The following is an 8,717-nucleotide window of genomic DNA, read 5'->3' on the forward strand; positions in this document are numbered from 1 at the left end:
TGTATAAGAACTGTTATTATTATCCTCATCAAAAGCACAAAGACGATAGTAATAATAAAAATCGCCTCCTTGAACATTGGCATCCGTAAAACTATGAACTGTGGGAGGTATAGTGGCAACAAGTTCACCGATTTCTGAGCTGTTCAAAGAACGGTATAATTTATAACCTGCTAAATCAAGTTCCGTATTTGCTTGCCAAACAAGTTCAACTACCTGAGGTAAAGGATTATCAGTAAAACTAACTGGGACGGAAGGAATTAATCTGGGAACAGCTTGATTAAATATAGGCATACTTTCATTATCATTATCATCAACGGCAGTTAAAGCAAAGTGATAAAGCTGCCCAGTTGTCAGATTGTTAATACTTATCTCATTCTGCATTGTAGTTTGAGAATCGCTAAGATTATCCTGTGTAATACCCCAGGAGATTTTATAATGCGAAAGAGTAGGATCGGAAACTGGATTCCAACTAAGATGAATACTGCTACCGGTGCCTTCATCCTGAACAGTGAAATTTGTAGGCGTGGAAGGCATATCAGCAAAACTGACAGCAACGGCGGTGGAAGCACGAATTACTTTGGTACAATAAAATGGATCAAGATTAGCTACAATATCATTATTACTGTGATAGACATCCGAAAAATTATACTCAAAGAAATAAACGACCGGGAAGCCATGCTGCCAGAAGGAATAACTATCACTGGCGCTTAAATTCATTGATCCATAAACAGGCAATAGAGTGGTATATTGTGAAGTTAGCATAGCTGCATATTCGGTGAGATCAAGATATCCATCATAAGGCATTAAAAAAACTCTCGAATCCCAGGGATTGGGACTTGTATTAGCTATCATATCATGATTAATCATTAAACGGATATCCAGATTATTTTGATCTGCCATTGTAGCGTATGCCTTAGAACCCCAAAGCCCAAATTCTTCTGCCGCAAAAGTAACAAAACGGATGGAACATTTGGGCTGATAATTATTTGACATCAATACTCTTGCCATTTCTAAGGCGGCAACTGTTCCACTGGCATTATCATCTGCACCAGGAGCAAAAGTCATTGGATTATCGTTAGTTATGGAATCATGATGTCCGCCTACGATAATATAAGTATCTGGATAAATAGTTCCCGGAATTGTAGCAACCACATCATATTGAGTAGTTCCACTCCACTGAAAAGGATATAATTGAGAATCGGTTATCCCAAATCGTTCAAATTGGGACTTTATCCAATTAGCCACTTCTAAACGATTATTTGCCAAAGCATAACGAGTCGTAAAATTCTGCAGAGATTGGATGAAATACGAAACACTGTCCACAGAAACATCAGCAACCAAACTGGTTATATCAGTTCTTGTATTTTCCAATGTCTCAGTCATCATTGTTTTAGGCGAGAATTTCAGGGGCTCAAATAACAGAGGGACAAAAGGATTTTTAATACTTTGCCTAAGTTGAATTTCATCAATGTTTGTTTTATAAAGAAACACCGAACCCATTTGTAACAATACCTCTCCGTTTTCGGTGGTCTCCAATAAAGGAAATCTGTTATTTATAGTGACAAGGTAATAATTTCCGCTTTTGGGATTACCTAAATATTTAGCTTTAGGATAGTTATCCACCTTGGTGCCTGCTATTATGTATGATTCATTATAGTAATAAACTTCCATTCCACTTTGTGAAAATGCTTTTACTGCATTATTCAAGGAATTGTCTTCTTGGGATAATGATAATTCAGATACAGGATATCCAATTAAATACTCAGGTGTAGCATAAACGATACTTAAAAGAAACACTGCTATAATAGTAATGAGCCATTTTCTCATCTTTATCTCCTATTGGTAAAGAATTGTGTTATAAAAAGCAAATATTATTCCACTCCTTACTTAATAAAAATAAGATAATCCGATTATCTTACAAAAGCAAATGAAGATTTTTGAGGCAAAGTTCTGCCAGGTAGTCACTAAATTTTTCTGCTTTACGGTTTAGAGGTTATAAATTTATTGGTTTCGGCATCAAATTTGCATATATTAAATAGTGGAATAGATTTTAAATAATGCTTATATAAAATAGGAGAAATGATGAAAAAACTATCCCTAATAGTCATTCTAATTCTTACTGCTGCTATGTTAGTGGCGGCAAATGGAATTATCAAATTACAGGATAACCCTGCGAAGATTAAATTGCAGGAAAAAAGTAAAAGTGGACTTTCGGTTAGTTATGCTATGAACAAACTGCAATTCCAAGAAGTAAATACGAAAGAAGGTATTTTTACTGAACTCAATTCCCTTGATTACACTTCTACAAACACAACCGGTATGCCTGCTTTACCTTTAATGCGTAAACTGATTAGTGTTCCTTTAGGAGCGTCGGTTACAGTAAATCTCTCAAATATAGAATCAAAAACGCTAAATCTTGATCAATATGGTGTCTATTATCCTTTGATGCCTCGTCAAGAATCGGTTTCCAAATCAGCGAATTTAGAACAGTTACCTTTTGAAGTGAACAGGAATTTTTACAATTCCAACACTTGGACTGATAATCCATCTATTAGTGTAACGGAACTCGGAATGATGCGTGGAATTAGGATTTTTGCCTTGGATTTTGTACCTGTTAAATACAATCCTGCCTTAAAACAAATTGAAGTGATTTACAATGCTGAAGTTAATGTCAGTTTTAACGGAGGGGACTATTCTGCTACAAATACATTGCAACAAAAAACCTTCTCTCCCGTGTTTGAAAATGTATTCGCCGGAACTATTCTGAATTATGAACCACAGAGAACTTCCTTACTGCGTTATCCCATCGGTTATGTTATTATTTTACCCGATAATTTTATTACGCCTATGCAGTCCTTTATTAACTGGAAAAAACAAGAGGGCTATAATGTAATTGTAGCTCCCACTTCTGTTACCGGAACTTCTGCAACTGCCATCAAGACCTATATGCAAAATATGTGGAATGCCGCTACAACTGAAAATCCTGCACCTTCCTATTTACTTATTGTGGGTGATATAGCTCAGGTTCCAACAAATAGTGGTAGCACAGGTTCTCATCCTACTGATCTAAATTATGTGCGTTTACAGGGGACGGATTATATGCCGGAACTGTATTTCGGCCGTTTTTCAGCCACTACTGTTGACGAAGTTACCAATCAGGTTAATAAAACTTTGATGCATGAACAATATACTATGCCCAGCGACGCTTACTTGAGTGAAGTAGTTATGATTGCCGGCGTGGATAGTAATTACGGCTCCAGCCATGCCAATGGACAGATAAATTATGGAACTACCAACTATTTCAATACAGCTCATAATATAACCAGCCACACTTATCTTTATCCTGGCTCCGGAAGTTCCGAATCGGCAATTGTGCAAAATCTTTCCAACGGAGTTGGTTATGCCAATTACACTGCTCACGGAGATGTAACTTATTGGTATGATCCCAATATAACCATCAGTAATGTAAATTCTTTGCAAAACACAAATAAATACAGCTTCGTGGTCGGAAACTGCTGTTTAACCAGTAAATTTGATTCCGCGATTTGTTTTGCCGAGGCATGGTTGCGGGCAACTAATAAAGGTGCAGTAGTTTATATTGGAGGCACCAATAGCACTTATTGGGATGAAGATTATTATTGGGGAGTGGGTTATAAACCACCTATCGTAGGAACTGGTTCTCCTTTTGTAGCAGGCCATACAGGTGCTTATGACGCTGTTTTTCATGACCACAGTGAACCTTTTGCTGATTGGGCTGGAAATGCCGGCAGTATGGTTGTTATGGGAAATTTGGCAGTAGTTCAGGCAAATAGTTCCCGCATAAATTATTATTGGGAGATTTATTCCATAATGGGTGATCCTTCTTTGGTTCCCTATCTGGGTATTCCTGCTCAAAATTCTTATGTTCCACCGGCGCAAATGTTTTTGGGCTTGAACAGTATGGATATTCAGGCAGATCCTAATAGCTATGTGGCTCTTTCAATGAATGATGAATTACATGGTGTGGGCTTAACCGATGCTACTGGGCATCTTACTTTAAATTATACTCCTTTTGATGAACCCGGATTAGCTAAATTGGTTATCACTCGTTCTCTTCGTAAACCCTTAATAACCAATATAGAAGTTATTCCCAATGAAGGTCCTTTTGTAACTGCTGGGACTTTGGAAATAAATGACAATAACAATAATGTTGCCGAAGCTGGCGATAATATAAACATTTCTATGCAATTTAACAATGTAGGCATTGAGGCAGCCACTAATCTTACTGCCACTTTAACTTGTGATAGCCCCTGGATTGTTTTGAACAATGCCACAGTTCAGTTACCTGATCTTGCCGCGGGAGAAAGTTATACTCAAAACAATGCCTTCAATATCAGTATTTTGCCTGAAGTTCCAGATCAACACACAGCTACTTTTGTAATCACAGTTAGCAATGGAGAAACCAGTTGGGAAGTGCAACGCAATTTGATCATCAATGCTCCCAATGTTGTTTTCGGTAATCACACTCTCTTTGATACTGATTTTGATGGAATTTATGAGCCAGGAGAAGCTATATCTGTATCTATGACTATTTCCAATACAGGTCATATGAATGTTCAAGGTGGTTCATTGACTGTTGTTTTAAATAGTCCTTATCTTACATCGGATATATATAATTTCACCATTCCTTCGCTTTCGGTAGGCAATGGGATACCATTGAACTTTCATTTGTTTATAGATGCAGATTGCCCAAACGGTGAAATTATTCCGGTTGGTTTTGCTTTGGATGCAGGCGTTCAAATGTTGAATCATAGCATTCAAATTCCCATCGGCATCATAGGTGAGAGTTTTGAGAGCGGAACTTTTACTGCAATGCCTTGGGTTAATACAAGCAGCAGTCCTTGGACTATTGTAGAAGGCGCAGCCAATGTTCATAAAGGAAATTATTCTGTAAAATCTGGTGCAATTGGTAATAATAGCTCTACTACTCTGCAAATAACTATGAATGTAACTGAAAACAGTAATATGTCATTTTGGCTAAAAGTGAGCAGTGAGGCAGATTATGATTTCCTGAAGTTTTATATAGATTCTACGGAAACAGGTTCATGGAGTGGATCAGTCAATTGGACTGAAGTTAGTTATCCTGTTACTGCAGGTAATCATACTTTCAAATGGACTTATTCCAAAGATGTATCAACCGTAAGCGGTAGCGATTGTGCTTGGCTGGATGATATTCTCTTTCCTGGAATGGGTGTATTGAATACTGCTATCTTTTATTCCACTACGCAGCAGATAGATTTTAACGATGTAATTCCCAATGAAACTGTAAGTTCTGATTTTACTATCCGCAATTTGGGTAATATTGCAATGCAAGGGATTATTTATACGCCTACGGAATTTACTTTATACCAGAATGGAGCAGTGTTACCTAATGAATTTACTTATCAGATAGGTTCGGAACAAACTATGCGCTTTACGCTAAATTACACTGCAGGAAGTTCAGTTCATGAAATTCATACCGCGATAAGTATCGTTACCAATGATCCCAATCAACCCACTGTAACTATTCCCGTTAATTTAGTGCCTCTTTCCAATGTTGATGTGAATGTTATTCCTATAGTTACGGCTTTACATAGAAATTATCCCAATCCCTTCAATCCTGAAACATCCATAAAATATTCCTTAAGCGTAGCCGGACCTGTGAAACTGGATATCTATAATATCAAAGGTCAATTGGTTCGCAGGATGGTTGATGAACATAAAACTGCGGGTAATTACACAGTTGTTTGGAACGGAAAAGATGAACAGGGCAAGAATGTTTCCAGTGGAATTTATTTCTATCGGATGCAGACAACTAACTATTCATCCACTCATAAAATGATGTTAATGAAATAAATGAAATATCTTTGCAGGCATCTCTTTTTAGGGATGCCTGCGAGAAATGAATATGAAAGTTCGCAAGGATTTAAATTTAGTTAATAATTTTCAAAGAAGGAACCAATGAAAAGATTTGTATTTATCTTACTTCTGCTGCTGGGTTTACTTGCTCTCAGTGCAGAACAAATTGTTGTTAGTGATTATGCTAACAATATTCAGTTAACGAACAGCAATCCCAATAATTTGGAGCTGCAATTTACCTTGGGCAGTTTTGATCGGGAATCTGTAACCATAAATGGACAGCAATGGTATAACCTGTTTATGCCAAAAGAAGGTTTAACTCTGGAAAAAGGGATGCCTCAAGTTCCTGTATTAGCCAGAAGTATGATCATTCAGCCCATGGCTGGTTATCATCTGAATATTACCAATAGCGAATATATTGATCTTAAAATGCCTATTGCTCCCTCCAAAGGAAGTATAGAGCGCAATATAGATCCTGCTTCCATACCCTATACTTTTGCTGATTTTTATCAGAGCCAGGAAAGTTATCCCGCCGAAATAGCTTATTTAACTGAACCTTTCATTATGCGAGATTATAGAGGCATAACAGTTCGATTTCAACCCTTTGTATATTATCCTGCCACAGGAACCTTGAGGGTATATACCAAAATGAACATTTCTGTTCAGGCACAAGGCACAGACCTCACTAATGCTATTTCCAATCCCAAATCTTCCTACAGTCGCTATTTTGAAAGTATGTATCAGGATATGTTTCTGAATTTTGGCTCCGCCAAGTATCCTTCGATTGAGGAAGAAGGCAGAATTTTAGTAATCACGCATAGTATGTTTGCTGCAGCCATTCAACCTTGGGTGGATTGGAAACACCAGTTGGGCTTTACTGTAGATGTTGTTGATGTTACCACGGCTGGATCTTCCGCAGCTAATATTAAAACATATATCCAGAATCAGTATGATTTGAATGATGGATTGATGTTCGTTCAGCTCGTTGGAGATGGACCTCAAATTCCTACTTTAACTTATTCAGGTGGAGGGAGCGATCCTTCTTACGCTTTACTGGCTGGGAATGATAATTACTATGATATTTATATAGGTCGTTTTTCAGCGCAAACTGTCGCTGAATTGGAGACCCAAGTTGACCGCAGTATTTATTATGAAAGAGATATTGCCCCGGGAGCAACTTGGTTAGAAAAAGCCACTGGAATCGCTTCTGAATATGGTGGTGGCAGTCAAGGTGATATGGGCGAAAGTGATATCACACACATAAATAACATTCGGACAGATCTGTTAAATTATGGATACACCACTGTAGATCAAATTTACGGTGCTTCTGCTTCTGCCTCTCAGGTGACTACTTCGATCAACAGTGGACGCAGTATGCTAAACTATTGCGGGCATGGTTCGGATACTTCCTGGGGAACTACTGGCTTCAGCAATTCCAATGTAAATATGTTAACTAATGATAATATGCTTCCTTTAATCGTGGCGGTTGCTTGTTTGAATGGTAATTTCGTAAGTCAGACCTGTTTTGCCGAGGCATGGATGCGTTCCGTTGATGAAACGACAAATGCTCCCGCCGGAGCAATTGCTTATTGGGGATCAACTATCAACCAGGATTGGAATGAGCCAATGCGTGCTCAAGATGAAGTTAACGATCTTTTAGTAGGTAATTTGAAACATCGGGTTGGCAGTTTATTATTCAATGGAGCACATAAAATGATTGAAGTTTATGGCACGGAAGCACTTGACGATGCCAGAACTTGGACTATTTTTGGAGATGCATCTTTGATGGTTCGCACGCAAAATCCCCAAGTTATCACTGCTACCTATAATCCTGTTTTATTTTTGGGAATAGACAGTTTTACGGTTCAAACCATACCTTTTGCCAGAGTCACTTTAACAGGTTCTGAATTAATTTATGGAAAGGGAACGGCTGATGCCATAGGCAATTGTGTAATCAATTTGGATGTAATACCAGATCAACCGATGGATTTAACTCTTACCATTTCTGCATTTGATTATCAGACCTACATCCAGACCATTCAGGTTTTGCCAAGTACCGGCCCTTACATAATGATTGATGAGATTACTTTTAGTGATGATAATGATAATGTATTTACAACAGGCGAGATCGTCAATTTGGAGATGTCTCTTTCGAACATTGGTAGCTTCATTGCTTCCAATGTCGGCATCACTCTTTCTTCCGATGATCCTTATATAACTCTGCTTAATCCAAACTTGACCATTGGCGATATCGTTAGTGGCGGAAGTTATGATACCGATACTTTCCAGATTCAAATTGCCAACAACATTCCCGATGAGCATACGGTGAATTTGAATATTGCCTTTGTTACTGCTGATGATGAGTCCTTTGAATATGAACGCAATTTCATAGCTTATGCACCAGCCATTTCCTGGAGTTCTTTACAAATGGATGATAGTAGCGGGAATGACAATGGCAGAATAGATGCCGGCGAAAATATAACTTTTACTTATAATATAACTAATTCAGGGCATTGTGACGCCGCTGATGTTTCCACTGATTTAATCGTGAACGATGTTCAGCATCTTGTTTTTCCCATTATATCCACGGTAGATAATCTGGGAGTGGGCGAAACGGCAATGATTATATATAACATTACTTTCAGTTCTCAAATTCCCATGGGCTCAACGGTTGAGCTTACAGCTATGACAATGAGTGGAGAATATACATTTTCCAATACTTATGCAGTCGTAGTGGGAATTGTTATGGAAAATTTTGAATTGGGCTTTGGAGACCTTCCTTGGGTTTTTCAGGGCGGTAACTGGAATGTAACTGACGGTAGTTATAACGGTTCTTTAGC

At 38.0% G+C, this 8,717-nt stretch carries 3 protein-coding genes; 2 read left to right on the forward strand and 1 reads right to left on the reverse strand.

Annotated elements, in window-relative coordinates; translation table 11 throughout:
• The coding region (locus tag ABFC98_07860) for a M20/M25/M40 family metallo-hydrolase (protein MEN6445942.1) at positions 1–1,827 on the reverse strand (1,827 nt) is incomplete at its 3' end.
• 255 nt (positions 1,828–2,082) lie between these two features.
• Between ABFC98_07860 and ABFC98_07865 the strand changes: the two genes are divergently transcribed.
• Both ABFC98_07865 and ABFC98_07870 read left to right on the forward strand, forming a co-directional pair.
• Positions 2,083–5,874 carry a C25 family cysteine peptidase gene (locus ABFC98_07865; protein MEN6445943.1) on the forward strand — a complete coding sequence of 1,264 codons (3,792 nt, stop codon included), beginning with the start codon at positions 2,083–2,085 and terminating at the stop codon, positions 5,872–5,874.
• A 105-nt stretch (positions 5,875–5,979) separates the two neighbouring features.
• A partial coding sequence (locus ABFC98_07870) for a C25 family cysteine peptidase (GenBank protein ID MEN6445944.1) occupies positions 5,980–8,717 on the forward strand: 2,738 nt, incomplete at its 3' end.

Origin of the sequence: Candidatus Cloacimonas sp., from assembly GCA_039680785.1 — a bacterium.
Lineage (GTDB): Bacteria > Cloacimonadota > Cloacimonadia > Cloacimonadales > Cloacimonadaceae > Cloacimonas.

Coding starts and splice junctions, on each gene's coding strand:
- ABFC98_07865 (MEN6445943.1), top strand. CDS start 2,083: ATGAAAAAACTATCCCTAATAGTCATTCTAATTCTTACTGCTGCTATG.